The organism is Diplocloster hominis (assembly GCF_032380655.1).
GTDB classification, from domain to species: Bacteria; Bacillota; Clostridia; order Lachnospirales; family Lachnospiraceae; genus Diplocloster; species Diplocloster hominis.
Genome location: NZ_JAWDIY010000024.1, coordinates 30524 through 47667 on the forward strand (window position 1 = coordinate 30524; position 17144 = coordinate 47667).

At 47.7% G+C, this 17144-nt stretch carries 11 protein-coding genes and 1 other annotated feature; of the genes, 5 read left to right on the forward strand and 6 right to left on the reverse strand.

All coding sequences use genetic code 11. The features are described from left to right. Window positions 1-92 precede the first annotated feature (92 nt). From ABC831_RS19080 to ABC831_RS19090, 3 genes are all read right to left on the reverse strand, one after another. Entirely contained in the window at window positions 93-1241 is a 1149-nt protein-coding gene (locus tag ABC831_RS19080) for a S8 family serine peptidase (RefSeq protein WP_343249660.1), read from the reverse strand. Window positions 1242-1330: 89 nt separating this feature from the next. Beyond that, window positions 1331-3664 carry a sensor histidine kinase gene (locus tag ABC831_RS19085; RefSeq protein WP_343249661.1) on the reverse strand — a complete coding sequence of 778 codons (2334 nt, stop codon included), beginning with the start codon at window positions 3662-3664 and terminating at the stop codon, window positions 1331-1333. Then, a complete protein-coding gene (locus tag ABC831_RS19090; RefSeq protein WP_343249662.1) occupies window positions 3636-4337 on the reverse strand; it encodes a response regulator transcription factor in 702 nt (233 codons plus the stop codon). Before ABC831_RS19090 ends, ABC831_RS19085 begins: the two co-directional genes overlap by 29 nt. 379 nt (window positions 4338-4716) lie before the next feature. Between ABC831_RS19090 and ABC831_RS19095 the strand changes: the two genes are divergently transcribed. Both ABC831_RS19095 and ABC831_RS19100 read left to right on the forward strand, forming a co-directional pair. Next, window positions 4717-5337 (forward strand): GNAT family N-acetyltransferase, encoded by a 621-nt coding sequence (locus tag ABC831_RS19095; protein WP_343249663.1) that lies wholly within the window; start codon window positions 4717-4719, stop codon window positions 5335-5337. Window positions 5338-5410: 73 nt separating this feature from the next. Continuing rightward, window positions 5411-6268, forward strand: a complete 858-nt coding sequence (locus ABC831_RS19100; RefSeq protein ID WP_343249664.1) for a pentapeptide repeat-containing protein — start codon at window positions 5411-5413, stop codon at window positions 6266-6268. Here ABC831_RS19100 and ABC831_RS19105 read toward each other — a convergent pair. The 3 genes from ABC831_RS19105 to ABC831_RS19115 all read right to left on the reverse strand — a co-directional run bounded on the left by ABC831_RS19105 (window position 6222) and on the right by ABC831_RS19115 (window position 12110). Further along, entirely contained in the window at window positions 6222-8204 is a 1983-nt protein-coding gene (locus tag ABC831_RS19105; RefSeq protein ID WP_343249665.1) for an LTA synthase family protein, read from the reverse strand. The genes ABC831_RS19100 and ABC831_RS19105 overlap by 47 nt on opposite strands. A 16-nt stretch (window positions 8205-8220) precedes the next feature. Then, a complete protein-coding gene (locus tag ABC831_RS19110) occupies window positions 8221-10866 on the reverse strand; it encodes a valine--tRNA ligase (protein WP_343249666.1) in 2646 nt (881 codons plus the stop codon). Window positions 10867-11083: 217 nt separating this feature from the next. Next, window positions 11084-11316, reverse strand: a binding site (T-box leader). A 152-nt stretch (window positions 11317-11468) separates the two neighbouring features. Next, window positions 11469-12110 carry an endonuclease III domain-containing protein gene (locus ABC831_RS19115; protein ID WP_343249667.1) on the reverse strand — a complete coding sequence of 214 codons (642 nt, stop codon included), beginning with the start codon at window positions 12108-12110 and terminating at the stop codon, window positions 11469-11471. 546 nt (window positions 12111-12656) lie between these two features. On the opposite strand from ABC831_RS19115, the gene ABC831_RS19120 reads away from it, so the two are divergent. From ABC831_RS19120 to ABC831_RS19130, 3 genes are read left to right on the forward strand one after another with little or no spacing between them, the layout of a single operon-like run. Further along, on the forward strand, window positions 12657-13640 hold the full coding sequence (locus tag ABC831_RS19120; RefSeq protein ID WP_343249668.1) for an AAA family ATPase: 984 nt from the start codon (window positions 12657-12659) through the stop codon (window positions 13638-13640). Beyond that, window positions 13637-14728, forward strand: coding sequence for a DUF58 domain-containing protein (locus ABC831_RS19125; RefSeq protein WP_343249669.1), 1092 nt, complete (start codon window positions 13637-13639; stop codon window positions 14726-14728). Before ABC831_RS19120 ends, ABC831_RS19125 begins: the two co-directional genes overlap by 4 nt. A gap of 8 nt (window positions 14729-14736) precedes the next feature. Beyond that, window positions 14737-17133: a transglutaminase-like domain-containing protein gene (locus ABC831_RS19130; protein ID WP_343249670.1), complete on the forward strand. Its 2397-nt coding sequence runs from the start codon at window positions 14737-14739 to the stop codon at window positions 17131-17133. Window positions 17134-17144: the final 11 nt, after the last annotated feature.

The following is a 17144-nucleotide window of genomic DNA, read 5'->3' on the forward strand; positions in this document are numbered from 1 at the left end:
ATAGGAACACCTTTCTATGAGATAAATAAAGTCCGGCGCTTAAACAAAGGCGCCGGACTTTTGGATGTATTCCCGGAGGATTGGAAACTTATCTACTGTAATGTGGAGCGTACCGAATCGATAAAAGCGGATGGGTCTATGAAGAGGTTACCGGCCGCATTTTCGTATGCGGTCTCCCTCATGAGTGTTATCATCCGGGTTCCTGTAAGCAAAGGATTGATCTGCCATCCCAGTGCTAATATTCCTGTTCCATAGGGGATAGCCCAGCTGTGGCCTCCTATCGCATCATAGCTATAAGAATATTCCCCCTCTTGATAGGCTTCCGCGGTGGTACGGTAACCTACAGGTGTCCCCAGTGCCTGGGGCGGACTCTCCTGGAAATCACCATCGGGTGTCCCGATTTTGCTTAGCGTAATGTCATCTCTATGTTCCGGGTCAAAAAAGCTGGGCCAAAAAACGCAAGTATCAGAATCTTTCCTGCAATCCAGTACTAAAATACCCGCGTCCTGTGCCCGCTTTACCGCCTCATCATAATCACCATGGTTATCGAAGTTATCCGAATTTGTAAGATCGGCAGATATGCTGACGGCACGTATTTTATCGGAATCCGGTAATTCTTTGTTTTGCCCGATCAGCCAGTCCAGTGCCTGGGCTGTCATGGACGGGGCTGTTCTGTCCCAAAATTTTAACGCCACATAGTATAGTTTGACACCGGGAGCGGTTCCAATGGTATTTCCAGCCAGTAAACTTGCTACTGCAGGTCCATGCATGGAGCCTTTGCTGTCGTTTTCGGTTAATCCCACCGTATGATATTTCACAATCTTACCGGTGTATTCGGGATGGTCTGGTAGTAAAGGCTGGTCGATAATTGCTACCGTCACGTTTTTACCTGTAATCCCCTGTGCGTGGAGCTTCGATACATTGAGTCCGGGAGCTTTTCCGTTTTCCAGAATATTTGCCGCCAGCTCTTCGCTTCCCTCGAAGTTTGTGTTTTGATTAAACCAGTAAGTATTGATATCTTTTGTATTATATTCTCCTGGTTTTAAAGTTATGGTTTCTCCGATACCGCGCACATCAGCATATGGTTCCAGTAATTTACTGTCATCCGCCGTTTTCCCCTGCGATGTTATGTCAGGGGTATTTGTATCTTTCTCTATATCCTTCTGGTTGTCATCGGTGTTACATGAGCATAATAATAATGAGAATAAAAAAATGAACGGTAATGCCAATACTTTTTTCATTTTTGCCCTTCTTTCTGTTCTGGATCGTATTTCTGAAAAGGAGGAGAACGATACGCCGCTCTCCTCCCTGCTCCAGAATTATATTTCAACTAACGGACCTGCGGAAATTCCACAGTAACCACGAACAGGTCTGCGATGGTCTCCACCGTCATCCTGCCCCCGCAGGCCTCCGTAAAGCTCTTCGCGATCGACAGGCCCAGTCCGCTGCCGCCGTCCGTCCGGCTTGAGTCGCCCCTTGTAAAACGTTCCGTAAAATTTACGTCGGCAGGGATCTCCGAAGCGGACGTATTTTTCACACTTGCCACCGCAACCGAACCGTCTGTTTTCAGATTGACGTATATGCGGGAACCGTCCAGGGAATACAGCAGGGCATTCTGCAGCAGGTTCTGGAATACCCGGTACAGCCGCTGCCCATCCGCCATGATCATGATCTCTTCTTCCGGGATATCGGTCTTTATCTGGACCTTACTGCCCGCGATCCGTTCGGACATGTCGGCCAGGGTCTGGCGGAGCAGTTTGCCCAGATCCAGTTCCTCGATCTCGACCGGCAGCTGCCCGGAGGCTGCTTTGCTCACTTCAAAGACATCCTGCACCATTTCTTTTAATTTCTGAGATTTGCTGTCCAGGATCTGTACATAATCTCTGATGTAATCCGGCAGCCCTTCTTCCTGTTTCAAAAGCTCCACATAGCTGATGATAGAGGTCAGCGGGGTTTTGATGTCGTGGGATACATTGGACACCAGTTCGACTTTCATGCGTTCGCTCTTGATCTGTTCTTTTACCGCAGTATCCATACCTTTGCGGATATCATTCAGATCCTGCACAGCCCCGGCTAAGTCGCTGTCCGGATGAACCTGCAGTTCCCTGGTGATCGCTCCGTCACGCACAGTCTTGATCTGATCGATGAGCGTTCCCGTATCCTGCATCAGTTTTTCATTTTTCTTCATGTAATTTATCTGCATACAGATCATCAGGACCGCGCCCAAAACCACCAGAATCATCAGAATCAGAAGCGGTACGATCTCATATCCGCCGGCCAGGCAAAAGATCAACAGGCTGGCAGCCGATAGTAAAATAAGCACGGCCGCTGCTACGATCAACGGGATACACCGGTGCACAACCCGCCTCTGAAACGGAAGTTTTAAGTCCGCTGCATGGAACGCGCCCACAATATGTCCTGTGATACTCTGTTTCCATACCTTTTGATTGTATCTGTTATCATTTACAAACAGATAGATCATCCAGAACAGCCCGACAAGCCCGGCTGGCCACGCAAACATTTCCTGGAATAATTCCCGAAACATGCCTGTATAGAATTCTCCATACCGGATTCTCATGAAGATCTCACTCCACCAATAGCCTGAACGAAACAGTACGAACCCCAGGGCCAAAAGCAGCAGGATCAGCTTACCCTCATACCAGATTTTTCCTGTTATTTTGGCTATCCGCTGATCCGCCCGCTTCTTATCTTTGCGCAGGATAAGATAGACAGCGATAAGGATGACTCCCACCGCCAGTGAGGCAGCTAATGCGATGTACCGGCCCTTTTCCTGCCGCTGGTTATATTCGATCCAGTACAGCCGGTTGTAGAGCTGCCTGGAGGAGTCTTTTGCATATTCCCCTTTGATATAGAGCTTTGGCGACTTGGCCGCTGCTATGGTAACAGTAGCTTTCTGGGATTCCTCATCCACGGTAAAGTTCTTATATCCGGGCACATACCAGTCACTGTCCTCCCGGTAGTAGCCATCCTTGTACACATCGATATCTTTGCCGTCTTTTCGCATCTTCACCGTATTGCCGTCAAAGTACATCAGGAAATTGTAGTCTTTGGGCGCGGCCATACCGGCGCCGTCCAGTTCCATGCCCTCGGCATTCGTGTAGACGGTTCCGTCGTTATAGGTAATCCGATACAAGATATTTTTGTCATCTTTGATCGCATTATGATACTGATCGGCTCTCTTCTTGTTCTCCTCTTTGGAGCTGTAATCACCGTCTCCATATGCACCGTACTCGTAGCCATCGTAGTAATCACTGCTGTAATCTCCGACCGCTTCGGTAACTTCATTCGGATATTCCTCACCCAGGTTCCAGCTCCAATCACCGGTTCCGCTCTCGACCGCATATGCCCTCGCGACGTCCTCATAATAAGTGTCAACGCCGGAGTAATAGTTATACTCACGATAACCGTTTCCCCAGAGAGGCCCGCCGGTGGCCATGGCCAGAAATTTCTCCAGGTAATCCGCCATCTGCCAGCGGAACTCCCCTGTATTCTGATAATCTTCCTCAAAGGCTTCCGTGATCTGCGCCTTCCATGAGGATCTGGAGGATAATAAATAGACCGAATCTATGATACCCGACAGCAACAGGGTGATCCCCAGAAAAAATGCGGTAAAACTAATGATGCTTTTCCATTTTGTAGCCAATTCCCCACACCACCTTTATATATTCTGGTTCTTTCGGATTGAGTTCGATTTTTTCCCGGATGCGTCGGATATGGACCATAACCGTATTTTCCGGTGCGAAGGCCTCTTCTTCCCACACTCTCCGGTAGATCTCTTCAGCCGGAAATACTCTGCCCAGATTCCGCATCAGCAGATCGACGATCTTCGTCTCCGTGGCCGTCAGCTTGACCGGCTCCTGATCCGCATATAATACCCGCTCATCGGTCCGGTAGCTGAGCCTTCCATTGAAGATCTCACTGGATGCCGCTGAGGCATTGATATCTCCAAGGCTTGTATACCTCCTCAGATGACTGCGTACCCGCGCCATCAGTTCCTGCGGATCATACGGTTTGGTCACATAATCATCGGCCCCCATGGAAAGGCCCAGAACTTTATCCGTATTCTCACTCTTGGCGCTTAAGACGATGATCGGCAGATTCTTTCTTTCCCGTATCTTCATCACTGCGGACAGGCCGTCTAACCTCGGCATCATCACATCGATCAATATCAGCTGTACCGGATATTCCGCGATCTTCTGTAATGCTTCCAGGCCGTCATAGGCTTTCTGAACCGTGTAGCCTTCCTTTTCCAGCAGGATCGATATGGCTTTTACTATCTCTTTGTCGTCGTCTACGACCAGTACACATCCGTTCATCTGATCTCCTCCTTAAGAACAATCCTATCATAATATGGATATCTTACAAACACGCAGGTATATTTCTTACGAAAATCTTACAATCAATTCTTCTCTTAGTTATCAAATTGTTATTCGGTTACAGCGATGTTTTCCGGTTACGGCAAAGTTTTCCGGGCACTGCTGTTTTTTATTATAACATGGCGCTGTTGAAAAAGCATTCAGGAAAGTCTGCCCTCCCATCATTATCATCATTGAGATTCGCAGCCAAAGATTATATGCGGTACAAATGAAACAACTTGACAGATTCTGTATTAAAATTTAGAGTATAAGGAACAAGAAGATTCCGCTTAGGCGGATAAGACGCACTCCACAAATCAAAAATAGTTGAGGTATCGTTTTGAATATAGAAATTAAAGACATACGAAAAAAAGATTATAAAAAAGCCATTCAATTTGCTGTTAAGGGAATGCACTTTGACTGGTATTTGAACAACAAATTTCTGCTTAATGCTTACGGCCGATATTTTTGGTATCTTGAAATCAATCGTGCAACACAAATTTTGGCGGCATATGCGGACGGTGAATTTGTGGGTGTTTTATTGGCAGAAATGAAAGGCGAAGAAAAGAAACAGCAGAGCTTACTGCAAAAAATCTACGTCAAATTTGTTGATGTGATACTAAAGTCTTTCTTTAAGGGCGGCGCAGGTCTCTATGAAGAGACCACAAAAGAACAGTTAGCACACTATTTGAAATCTAATACGCCTGATGGTGAAATTATATTTCTCGCCGCAGACCCCGATTGCAAAATAAAGGGCATCGGTACAGCTTTGCTTAATGCCCTGGAAAAAAAAGAAAAAGGAAAAACACTTTTTCTTTATACTGATGATGCATGTACATATCAGTTTTATGAGCATAGAGGATTTAAAAGAATGGAAGAAAAAGAAGTCGTATTGGTAATGCCGAAAGGCAAAGTTTCACTAACATGTTTCGTTTACAGTAAGGCAATAGAACTGATGTAACAGCCCTATCCGTTCCCATTGATCGGAAAGTTAAGCAGAACGGCTTATCAAAAGTTGCAGGAGCTAAAAATATATGATGATACATGAAAGAAATGATAAAATATGGGAACATATGAAGTCGGATTGTTCAAAATGTTCAGGATTGTGTTGTACCGCTCTGTATTTTTCAAAAATTGATGGCTTTCCAAAAGATAAAGATTCAGGGCAGCCTTGTACCAATTTGTTAAAAGACTACCGATGTAAAATACATTCGCAGCTTGAAAAGCAGAAAATGAAGGGTTGTATCGGTTATGACTGTTTCGGTGCCGGACAACAGGTAACACAAGTTATTTATCAAGGTAAGACTTGGAATGACATCCCAAACCAATCAACAGAAATTTTTGATGTTTTTATAATTGTATTTCAGCTTTATCAAATCAGATATTATTTGATAGAAGCAATGTCGCTTATTTCTGCAAAACCGTTAGTAAAATCCATTCAGTGTTTGATTGAGGAAAATATAAAAATGTGCCATTACCGCCCCAATAGTATCTTATCTGTAGATTTGGAGCAATACAGACTCAGGGCGAATCATTTTTTAAAACAAGTGTGTAAGCTGCTTTTGCAAAGTATTCATAGTGAAAAGAAAAAAGTCCCGGCTAATTTTCTTGGAGGCAATTTCAAGGGACAGGACATGAGCGGTGCAGACCTTAGCACAAAGCTTTTAATAGCAGCAAATTTTGAAAAGAGCCTTTTTAATGGAACAATTTTTTTAGGAGCTGACACAAGGGATGCTAACTTTAGTAATGCAGATTTAAGCGAAGCTGTATTTTTGACGCAAGGACAAGTGAATTCCGCAAAAGGAAATCGTAATACAAAATTACCCTATCATTTGGATTATCCATCTACCTGGAAGACCGATATGCCCACTCCCCGGAAGAATACAGTATAGTGTTCTTCGAACTGACCTGCTGCACCTGCACCAGATCACCAGACTTTGGCTTTGCATCCAACAGTCTCAATACCCCCGAGTTAATGAACAGTGTCTCCACCTGCTCTCCATTAATCACGATCCTGCTGTTCTCGGTAAAATTCTCACCCCGGACATAAACTTTCCCATTATGTCCCACAAACACCTGATCAATCATCACGGGCTTCACACCCATCTGCAGATCCGTGGGCTCATAAGGACTCTCCTGCCCGTACACATACTGCTTCCCATACAGCATATCATACTGCAGTTCCTGCAGGTCCACCAGGTAATGTTTGGTTTTTCTCCGGGTCTGATGATAGGTAAATATAGTCCCTTTTTGAATCCCGATCTGCTTTAACACCTCTGCCCCCGCCTGATAGGCCGTAAGCGTCTGGTCTTTTTTCTCAAGTCCTATATTATCCCAGATTACATATTCCGTTTCGAACAAGTACCTGCTTTTGACCTCATTTACCTTAAGACCCATGGTAGGCAGATGATCCCCATACAGAAACAGTACGGTGTCCTCTGCGTATGCTTCCAGCGCTTCCACCAGATGGCCGATAAAGGCATCCACCTCATAGATCTGATTCACATAGTATTCCCATGCGTTTCTCTGGCCTTCCGTGTCCGGTCCGCTGACTTTGATCTTCGGATTCTCAAGCAGCGGCTCCTCCGGATAGTCTCCGTGAGACTGGACGGTTATGGTAAATACATAATCCGGCTCCGGAGTTGACTTCAGCGCATCCAGAATACAATCCACCAGGATCTCGTCCTTGGGCCAGCCATTGGGCGTCAACTCTTTGATGTCCATCATTTCCCTGGAGGTAAATGTATCAAACCCCAGCTTGGAAAATACATCCCGCCTGTCATAGAAACTGGCCGTGTTGTTATGAATGGCATGCGTGCCGTAACCCAGCTCTTTCAGAACATAAGCCATGCTTTCACAGGTAGTTTCCTGCAGGATGGTCTTATAAGGATACTCTCCCGGTCCGAAATCTCTCAGATTCATACCGGTAATCGTCTCGAACTCCGTGTTCGCAGTCCCTGCCCCAACGGATGGCACCTTGTAGTAGCCGGAAGAATATTTCTGCATCAAATCGCGGAAATTCGGTATCGGATCTTCTGACATTTCCAGGAACTCCACTTCCTTCGGATCAAAAAAAGACTCCAGCTGTACAAATATAATATTCGGGAAATCCATATCACCCGGCATGGTTTCTTTTACATCACCCTCGCTGGCCAGAATTTTACGGATGGATTTGTCCGAATAATCGTGGGGCGCATCCATCCCGGTTCCAAACAGGGTGCTGGTAAAACAGTAAGGAAACCCATAATCCTCATAGGCGAACGCTATATTTCCAAAGTAGGACGACAGAATCCGGTTGTTCAGCGCCAAATGGGTAGCCAGTCCAAAAAGGACGCAGACCGAAGCCACCATCCCGACATTTCGCAAATAATGCATTTTCCCCTGAAACTTCGGCGCTTTCCGGTATAGGATCACCAGTCCCACCACTACAGCCGCCAAACCAACTGCCGCTCCGATTACTTTCAGCGGACTCATATAGGCTCCCAGAACCTCTGCCGCGTCGAAGATCAGCTTGAAATCGGGCCCCGTCAGCGGTGTCACCCGGTTAGCCAGGACGATACCGTTGACGATCCCCAGAATCAGCCAGAGCCCGGCAATCAAAGCCCGCACAAAAGTTCTCCTTCGGAACAGATATACGAACATCAGCGTCATAAAAACCATAAACGCATTATATAGAAATACCAGCGGACTCTTCGTCATGAACACCCAGGCAGCCGCCGCGGAATGCCTGGAAGCTGCCTCAATGATAAAATAGACCAGAAGTGATAAAATTGCCTGGAACAGTAACGACAGCCGGTTCATAACGGTTACGATCGATTCTTTTTTCATACTTTTGACTCCATCTTTATTTCCAGAACGCCAAACGCTCCACAACCTGCTCCATCATCTGCGCGTATTTATTGAGCTTTTCTTTTTCTTCGTTTATCTTATGCTCAGGCGCTTTGTTCAGGAAATTCGCGTTGCTCAACATCCCCTTCACTCTCGACAGCTCTTTTTCCAGCCGTTCTTTTTCTTTCGTAAGACGGGCCTTCTCCTTCTCCATATCCACCAGTTCTTCTAACGGCATGTAAATGGTCGCCTTCGGAGTCACTACGGATACCGCGTCTTCGCCGATTCCTCTTTTATCCGTCTGGACACGTATCTTGCTGGCGCCTACCAGAATCTTAAAGGAGCTCTTCACCGCTTCAAACATCTCGCAGGTGTTACGGTTATCGGAAACGATAAATACGCGTACCTTTTTCTTCATCGGAACATTCATATCTGCGCGCACATTCCGGATACCTCTGACCACGTCCTTCACCGCATCCATCATATCTTCGGCCACCGCATAGTTCCATCCTTCCTGATATACCGGCCAGTCGGAGATCATGATCGATTCCTGATCCGGATGCAGTGTACAGAAGATTTCCTCCGTAATGAACGGCATAAACGGATGCAGTAATTTTAATGCCTGCGTCAATACTGTCTTTAAGGTCCACAGCGCGTAATCCGCGGAGTCCTCGTCGTATTCCCTGCTGTACATCCGGTACTTGGCGATCTCGATATACCAGTCACAGAATTCATCCCAGATAAAATCATATACCTTCTGAACAGCGATTCCCAGTTCATACCGGTCCATGTTATCGGTGACTTCTTTTGCCAGAGTATTTACTTTCGATAAGATCCAGCGGTCCGCCAGTTTCAGATGGAAATCTTCCGGCGTCTCGATTACCCGGTCCTCCAGGTTCATCATGATAAATCTGGCTGCGTTCCACAATTTGTTGGCAAAATTCCTGCTGGATTCCACACGCTCCCAGTAAAATCTCATATCGTTACCCGGCGCATTTCCGGTCACAAGAGTAAGCCTTAAGGCGTCCGCTCCGAATTTGTCTATCACTTCCAGCGGGTCAATACCGTTTCCGAGGGACTTACTCATCTTACGGCCTTTCGAATCCCTCACCAACCCATGGATCAGCACCGTGTGGAACGGGGATTTCCCGGTATGTGCATAGCCTGAAAATACCATGCGGACTACCCAGAAGAAGATGATATCATATCCGGTCACCAGTACATCCGTCGGATAGAAGTAGTCCAAATCTTCTGTATTCTCCGGCCATCCCAGTGTGGAGAAGGGCCACAGCGCTGAACTGAACCAGGTGTCCAGAGTATCCGGATCCTGTGTGAAATGCGTACTGCCGCATTTCGGGCAGACCCCGGGCGCTTCTTTTGCCACTACCATCTCCCCGCACTGGCCGCAGTAATAGGCCGGTATCCGGTGTCCCCACCACAGCTGTCTGGAGATACACCAGTCACGGATATTTTCCAGCCAATGAAGGTAGATCTTGTCAAACCGGTCGGGTACAAACTGAAGCTCTCCCGTTTTCAACGCTTCGATGGCCGGCTTCGCCAGCTCCTCCATTTTTACGAACCACTGCTGTTTTACCATGGGTTCTACGGTGGTCCCGCAGCGGTCATGAGTTCCTACATTATGAACATGCTCTTCCACTTTCGCCAGAAGGCCCTGTTCCTCTAACTCCCTGACGATCAGCTTCCGGGCTTCATAGCGTTCCATCCCGGCATATCTGCCTCCATTTTCATTGATGGTGGCATCGTCGTTTAACACATTGATCACCGGCAGGTCATGGCGTTTTCCGACTTCAAAGTCATTCGGGTCGTGGGCCGGCGTAATCTTTACCACTCCGGTACCGAATTCCTTGTCCACGTAGCTGTCCGCCACGACAGGGATCTCTCTGTTCATCAGCGGCAGAATTACGGTCCTGCCGATCAGATGGCTGTAGCGTTCATCATCCGGATGAACCGCCAGGGCGGTGTCCCCCAGCATGGTTTCCGGCCTGGTTGTAGCTACCGTTACGAAGTCATCGCTTCCCACGATGGGATATTTGATGTGCCAGAAGTGACCGGTCTGTTCCTCATGTTCCACCTCCGCATCGGATATGGTCGTCTGGCAGACCGGGCACCAGTTGACGATCCGGTTCCCTTTATAGATAAATCCCTCGTCATAGAATTTCAGGAATACTTCTTCCACCGCTTTGGAACAGCCCTCGTCCATAGTAAAGCGCTCTCTGTCCCAGTCCGCAGAAGAACCCATCTTCTTTAACTGGCTGACGATCCGTCCGCCGTATTCCTCTTTCCACTGCCAGGCTCTTTCCAGAAATTTCTCCCGGCCCAGATCTTCCTTGTCAATTCCCTCTTTTTTCAGCTGCTCCGTGATCTTGACCTCGGTGGCGATACTGGCGTGATCGCAGCCGGGCTGCCACAGCGCATTATAACCCTGCATTCTCTTATAGCGGATCAGAATATCCTGCAGGGTATTATCCAACGCATGTCCCATATGCAGCTGGCCGGTAATGTTGGGCGGAGGCATCACGATGGTAAATGGCTTTTTGGTCCTGTCCACCTCTGCGTGAAAATACTTGCGGGTCTCCCATTTGTCGTATAATCTGGGCTCAATATCCCTCGGATCATAGGTCTTGCTTAATTCTTTACTCATTGGTTTCTCCCTTCTCTTATTACGTAACGTAACCGTTCATTTTTTTCGCTATGAGCACTTTCCAACGAAATATAATAGAGTTTCGCAAGCGAAACTCTCCGCCTACGGCGGGCCGCGTAAGCGGCATCTTCCTTTCCGCCGTAGTGCGATCCCCGCGGAGCGTTTTTATTTCATAGGAGCACTTTGGTAATGAAATAAAAAAACGCCCCTGCACAAAGCAAAGGGCGAATGTCTCGCGGTACCACCTTATCTTATATGCCGCGGCACGGCATATATCTCAGTCTGTCTGTTAACGCGGACAAGACGGGTAAGACTTACTGCATCAGCGCGGTTCAGCCTTCCGGTTCCAAAGCTACCTTCCGTATCCCGTTTCCCGGACAGCCTTCCAGCCTATGGACCGTCCTCTCTGACAGGCGTGTAATACGTACTCCTCTTTTTCACTACCGTTCATTCTATATGATATTGCGTCTCTGCCAGCTTCTGTCTGACTGCTGCCGTCAACAGAGTTTCAAATAAGATACGCCTATCATAATCGGATTTTATGTTTTTGTCAAGTTCCAGCACTTTTAACTTTTTTTCATTTCAATCGGACGTTACTTTAATTATACTCCGGCTTTGACACAGATATCCGCCAGACAGCATTTTTCACAATGGGGCTTTGTCCGGGCCGTGCAGATATCTCTTCCATGATAAACCAGCCTGTGGCAAAAATCACTGCCCTCTTCAGCGGGGATCAGTTTCCAAAGGGCCATCTCCACTTTCTTCGGTTCCTTTATCTGGTCCACGAGGCCCATCCGGTTGACCAGGCGGATACAATGCGTATCGGTCACAATCGCCGGCTTGCCAAACACATCCCCCATAATCAGGTTCGCACTTTTTCTCCCAACTCCCGGAAGCTTTAACAGCGCATCGAAATCATCGGGCACCTTACCGCCATACAGATCCCTCAGTTCCCTCATACAGGCGTTTATATCCCTGGCCTTACTATGGCCCAGGCCGCAGGGTTTCACGATTTTCTCGATCTGATCCACCCGGGCATTCGCCAAAGCTTCCACGTCAGGGAATTCTTTATACAGATCCTGAACCACCACGTTCACTCTAGCATCCGTACACTGTGCCGCCAAGCGGACACTTACCAGAAGCTTCCACGCTTGATCCGGAGCATACTCAAGCGTACATCCTGCATCCGGGTATTCCTTTTTTAAACGTTCTACGATTTCCAGTGCCAATTCTTCTTTTGTCATGTTAGAATCCTTATAGGCTCCTTTCCTCCCTCACCTATTCCGTATGCGTTACTGTATGGGGAGTTAGTTTATAATACGTGTATACCTTATCCTAGTTATTATAAATTGCTTTCTGATTGATTTCAATGGTTCTGCTGGAAAATAATCGGTAAAATAATCTGCATTTCTATCAGAAACATAAGCCAAATGAAACATAAGCCACAAATGAAGCATAAACCACAAATGAAACAGTTATCTCAAAATTGAAACAGCTAACTCAAAAATGATACAGCTACCTCAAAAATGATACAGATATCGCACAAATGAAAAGGAACAAATCGAAATGGACATGTCCCATTTCGTTCGATTGTTAAAACTTTATCAATATTCACAAAACATTAATAAAAACTTTCTTGACCTGAACCTGGCTCCAAAGTATATGATAACTGTAAACAAGCATGCTATAATCTTATTAACGAATGACTATTGATCTCCGGATCAATGCTGTAAGAATAGACAAAGGAAGCCGTAACACAACAGGCAACTAACCAGAAAGGATGAACCGATATGCCAGTTACCAGCAGTACCGCTGTTCAGATTATGGATGAAGTGAAAAAAGCCGTCATCGGCAAGGACGACTGTATCCGCAAAGTATTGTCCGCCATCCTGGCCGGAGGACACATATTAATAGAAGATATCCCGGGTGTCGGCAAGACCACCATGGCCGTAGCTTTTTCCAGAAGCATGGGTATGCTCCAGCACCGGGTTCAGTTTACGCCGGATGTCCTGCCAGCGGACATCACAGGTTTTACGATGTTTCAGAAGGAAACCGGCCTGTTCGAGTACCAGCCGGGAGCCATCATGTGTAATCTGTTTCTGGCCGATGAGATCAACCGGGCCTCTCCCAAAACCCAATCCGCATTGCTGGAGGTCATGGAGGAAGGCAGGGTCACGGTAGACCGGGTGACCCATCCGGTCCCTGATCCGTTTGTGGTCATTGCCACGGAGAATCCATTTGGCTCCGCGGGCACCCAGATGCTGCCGGAGTCCCAGCTGGACCGTTTCTTTATCTGTATCACCATGGGTTATCCTGACATCAAGGATGAAATTGAGATCGTCAAAGGAACCTTTGACAAAAAAGCTTATGAGAAAATACAACCGGTAATCAGCCCGGACATGCTGATCCAAATGCAGGGTGAAGTGCAGGCCGTATTTGTACATGACGTACTGTACAATTATATTGGAAGGCTGATCACCGCCACCAGAACCCATCCGCTGATTCAGACAGGCCTAAGCCCCAGAGGTACCATAGCGTTGGCTAAAATGGCAAAAGCCACCGCCTATCTGGACGGAAGGGATTTCTGCATACCTGCGGATGTGGCCTATGTATTTCCGGATGTGGCATGTCACCGTATCCATCTAAACGCCAAAGCACGCGCGGGTCACACACGGACAGAAGATGTTATTCAGGATATCCTAAAAAACACCCCCTCGCCGACTCCCAAAAAGACCGGGCGTAAAGAGACCGCTGAAAAAGAGGTATCTGCATGAGTATCCTGATCTATTTACTGCTGCTTGCAGGGACTTTTTATCTGCAGATCATGTTCCGGTGGCCCGGGGGTATCCCCCTTCTGGCCTGTGAACTGGTTCTGCCTGTTTTCTGCCTGCTGTTGTCCTGGTATCTGCACCGCTGTATCCGGGCCGAGTGCCGTACGCCTGTTGTCATGGCAGAACGCGGTGAGGAAATTCCAGTGGAACTGCGCATCCAAAACCGCTCTCTCCTTCCGGTGTCGTATATTCGGATCTGCCTGGAGTGCAGATACTGTAATTCCGATCAGGTGCAGCGTTTGAAAATAGAAGCCAGTATCGACGGAAGATCTGACAGAACGGTTACCTATAGAATCATCCCTTCTACCTGCGGTCGGCTGGATATCCGGATTCAATCCTTCCGGATCTATGATTACCTGAAGTTTCTCTTTTTCCGCATACGCGCAGAACAGCCAGCCCAGGTTTACATCCTTCCCGCCGCTTATCCCGTCCTTATTCATGCCGGAAATAAGATTCAGAATTTTCTGATGGACAGTGATGAATACGCCAGGGACCGGGCCGGGGATGATCCTTCTGAAATATTTGATATCAGGGAATACCGGCCGGGAGACCGGCCGGAACGAATACACTGGAAGTTAAGTGCCCGCGAGGACGAGCTGTATGTCAAAGAGTTCAGTCAGCCTGTGGGGGCCGCTGTCCTTTTGCTTCTGGAGGGAAAGGCCAGGCCGGCCACACCGGAACAGTGGAACGGTATGTTGGAAACGGCCGTTTCCTTTTCCACATCACTGCTCTCACTCTCCTGCAGCCACTATATCGCCTGGCCGGATCGGGTGGAGAGAGAAATCGTCAGATGTCTGGTAAAAGATGAGGAAACCTTTTACGAAATGATACGCAGGCTTCTGTCCTCTGATATTTCTTCCTTTGGCCAGAATGCCCTGTTCGAATATGAAGACGCCTATCCGAATATGAGGTTTGCCAGCATACTGGTTCTGAATACGGATTTGGAACTGATGACAAACGGCGATATAATTGCCGAATTTTCTCCGGCTGATCTAAAAACCCAGCTGGAATCGTTGGAGTTTTATCTTTAATAATGCCTATGAAAAAATATAGAATTAAAAACAAAAAAGCCTGGAACGGTCTCGTAATCCATACCTCTTATACCGGACTTGAAGAAAGTCCCCGCCGCCGTTCCTTTATAAATTATTTCTTTTTATCCGTCATCCTGTGTCTGGGTATTCTGGGGATGCTGTTTACAGCCGCCTCTTGTTTTTCCATCCCCATTTACGTACCGCTCACCGTATATGTGCTGGTCCTGGCATCGCTCTATGGCTGTCTGACCTTTTATTTTAATACGGCATGGCGTCTTTGGCTGCCTGCCGGCGTACTGCTCTATTTACTATTCTTCTGGCTGTTTGAAGAGTCCGTACGGGAAGGACTCTTCTGGATCGCAGGTTCCATACTGACCCAGATAAATGAATACTTTGGCAGTTCTTATACACTGCCTCCCCTATACAACGAGATCCAGTCTTTTTCCGGGACGGCAGGGTTGTTAGCCGTATGTCTCCCGCTATGTCCGCTGCTCTCCTGGTGCCTTATTCGGGCGAAGCGCAGTTATGCATATCTTCTGATTCTGGGCTTTGGTTTCCTCTGGCCGTTCTGTCTGGGGACATCCGCGGATACCGCATCCGGTATTCTGGTTTTCTTATCTGCCCTTCTCTCTGTCGCAGTCAGAAGCGGCGGCAGAAAACGGGACCGCGCAACGGAAACCCATATTCAAAAGAAAACCGGCCCGGTTGCCCTGCTTATGATCGCCTTAAGTCTTTCCATCGGACTGGCCTTCCTGACACCGCTGATCGAAAAGAGCCTGGGAAACCGTCTGGAAGTAAAGCGGACCATCAATAGTTACCTGACCGCGATCGATCCCTTCCAACCCGGCAGTTCTTATACGGAGCGCGGGGTAGGTTCCGGAAACCTGGCCCAGATATCCAATCTGGCAGGGCCGGTGAGCAATCACCTGAGGCTGACTCTGACAGACGAACCTCCTGTATTTAACATCTATCTGGAAGGCTATATCGGCGCGGAATATACAAATCTGGGATGGGCCCCGGCTGATCCTGACAGATTCCAGGAATACTTCTCTTCTGTCCCGGCTGAAAATCCGGGAGCCTTTATAAGGAACATATCCTATCCTCCGTATTATATGAATATGGAGGCTGTGAATCACTCCTACCGGTATCAGACTATGGATGTAGAACTGATCAACGCCGATCCTTCCTATTATTATACGCCCTATGCCAGTTATTACGGGGACGACATGGTCCTGTGCGCGGATTCCTATATCTACGGTAATCAGAACTCCAGTTATACTGTAGATTACAATCCTCTTTTTATAGTGAATGATATCCCTCCCGGCGCAAAAGCTGAAGGAACAGCAGATTCTGATATGAAACGGCTGTATAACGACTATGCTGACAAGACTTATCTGCAGGTACCCGATCACGTACGGGAACGCTTCCAGGATGATATCGCCCGTACGGCTTCGGCAGACCCTTTTACTACGGTACGAAATGTGCTCTCACTTCTGAGGGAACAGACCACTTATGATACATCCCCCGGACGTGTGCCGGTAGGCAGAGATTTTGCCGAATATTTCTTTTACCGGAATAAAAAAGGCTTCTGCGTACACTACGCAACCACTGCTGTTCTGATGCTGCGTATGAACGGCATTCCTGCGCGGTTTGTCTCCGGATACCGGGTTTCTCCCAGTGAATTCCGCGAGAAGGATAACAGAACTTATCAGGCAGTTGTCACATCAGAAGACGCCCATGCCTGGGTGGAAGTTTACATCGATCACGTCGGATGGCTCGTGGCCGAAGCTACCCCTGGATTTGAACAGATCAATCTTGGTGATGGATCACAAGACCCCGCGAATCCTGAAAATCAGGACACAGCGGAACCCACACCAACTCCGACTCCCTCGGCGACACCATCTCCCATCACCGCTTCCGATGCCTCTGAGGATGGCACGGATGGCGGTTCTGATCTGGCGGGCAGAACTTCCCGTTTATGGAAAGCAGTAGTCCCATACATTGGCTGGATCATTTTGTGTGTCTTATTGCTTCCCGCCATAAGTTTGGGAATCTTAAAATCCTTACGGGCATACGCCCGGTTCGGTACTCGTAAAAGTGATGTCAATGACCGGATTCGAAAAACGTATCTGAGCATCAGCCGGCTGCTTGTACTGGATGGTCTGACAGAGAAACCGGAGTATCCGAATGAGGAATGGGTACTCATTCTCTCCGGCAAGTATCCGGATCTGCCCCCCGGCATATTTGGGGAAATATTGGAAGATACACGGAAAGCCTGTTATGGAGAGAAACAGCTTCCGGAATTTTCACTGGAATTCATGATACAGAAATATGGGATGCTGCGCGGCAGCGTGTATGCCAAGCGTTCCTGGTTTGGGAAGCTGTGGCTGTGGATCAGGGAGTAGCCGGGACACCC

What these genes read in the sequence shown, in the direction of transcription:
- ABC831_RS19080 (WP_343249660.1), bottom strand. Translation starts at nt 1,241, where the DNA reads ATGAAAAAAGTATTGGCATTACCGTTCATTTTTTTATTCTCATTATTA.
- ABC831_RS19090 (WP_343249662.1), bottom strand. Translation starts at nt 4,337, where the DNA reads ATGAACGGATGTGTACTGGTCGTAGACGACGACAAAGAGATAGTAAAA.
- ABC831_RS19100 (WP_343249664.1), top strand. Translation starts at nt 5,411, where the DNA reads ATGATGATACATGAAAGAAATGATAAAATATGGGAACATATGAAGTCG.
- ABC831_RS19105 (WP_343249665.1), bottom strand. Translation starts at nt 8,204, where the DNA reads ATGAAAAAAGAATCGATCGTAACCGTTATGAACCGGCTGTCGTTACTG.
- ABC831_RS19110 (WP_343249666.1), bottom strand. Translation starts at nt 10,866, where the DNA reads ATGAGTAAAGAATTAAGCAAGACCTATGATCCGAGGGATATTGAGCCC.
- ABC831_RS19115 (WP_343249667.1), bottom strand. Translation starts at nt 12,110, where the DNA reads ATGACAAAAGAAGAATTGGCACTGGAAATCGTAGAACGTTTAAAAAAG.
- ABC831_RS19120 (WP_343249668.1), top strand. Translation starts at nt 12,657, where the DNA reads ATGCCAGTTACCAGCAGTACCGCTGTTCAGATTATGGATGAAGTGAAA.
- ABC831_RS19125 (WP_343249669.1), top strand. Translation starts at nt 13,637, where the DNA reads ATGAGTATCCTGATCTATTTACTGCTGCTTGCAGGGACTTTTTATCTG.
- ABC831_RS19130 (WP_343249670.1), top strand. Translation starts at nt 14,737, where the DNA reads ATGAAAAAATATAGAATTAAAAACAAAAAAGCCTGGAACGGTCTCGTA.